General features: G+C 57.6%; 1 protein-coding gene. It reads right to left on the bottom strand.

The features are described from left to right. On the bottom strand, positions 1–328 hold a 328-nt coding region (locus ACXAGJ_RS24750; RefSeq protein WP_474843877.1), incomplete at both ends, for a hypothetical protein.

The following is a 328-nucleotide window of genomic DNA, read 5'->3' as shown; positions in this document are numbered from 1 at the left end:
TATTTCCTGTTGGTCCTTGTGCACCGGTTGCTCCAGTCGCACCTGTTGGTCCTTGCGCTCCAGTAGCTCCAGTAGCACCTGTCGGTCCTTGTGCTCCAGTGGCACCTGTATTTCCTGTTGGTCCTTGTGCACCTGTTGGTCCTTGCGCACCAGTGGCACCTGTATTTCCTGTTGGTCCTTGTGCACCTGTTGGTCCTTGTGCTCCAGTGGCACCTGTATTTCCTGTTGGTCCTTGTACACCGGTTGCTCCAGTCGCACCTGTCGGCCCTTGTGCACCGGTTGCTCCAGTAGCACCCGTAGGTCCTTGCGCTCCGGTTGCTCCAGTAGC

The sequence above is a fragment of the Aquimarina sp. AWH4_224 genome, from assembly GCF_056160245.1.
The sequence above is the reverse complement of the archived record's forward strand: the minus strand, read 5'-3'. Positions and strand labels throughout refer to the sequence as shown.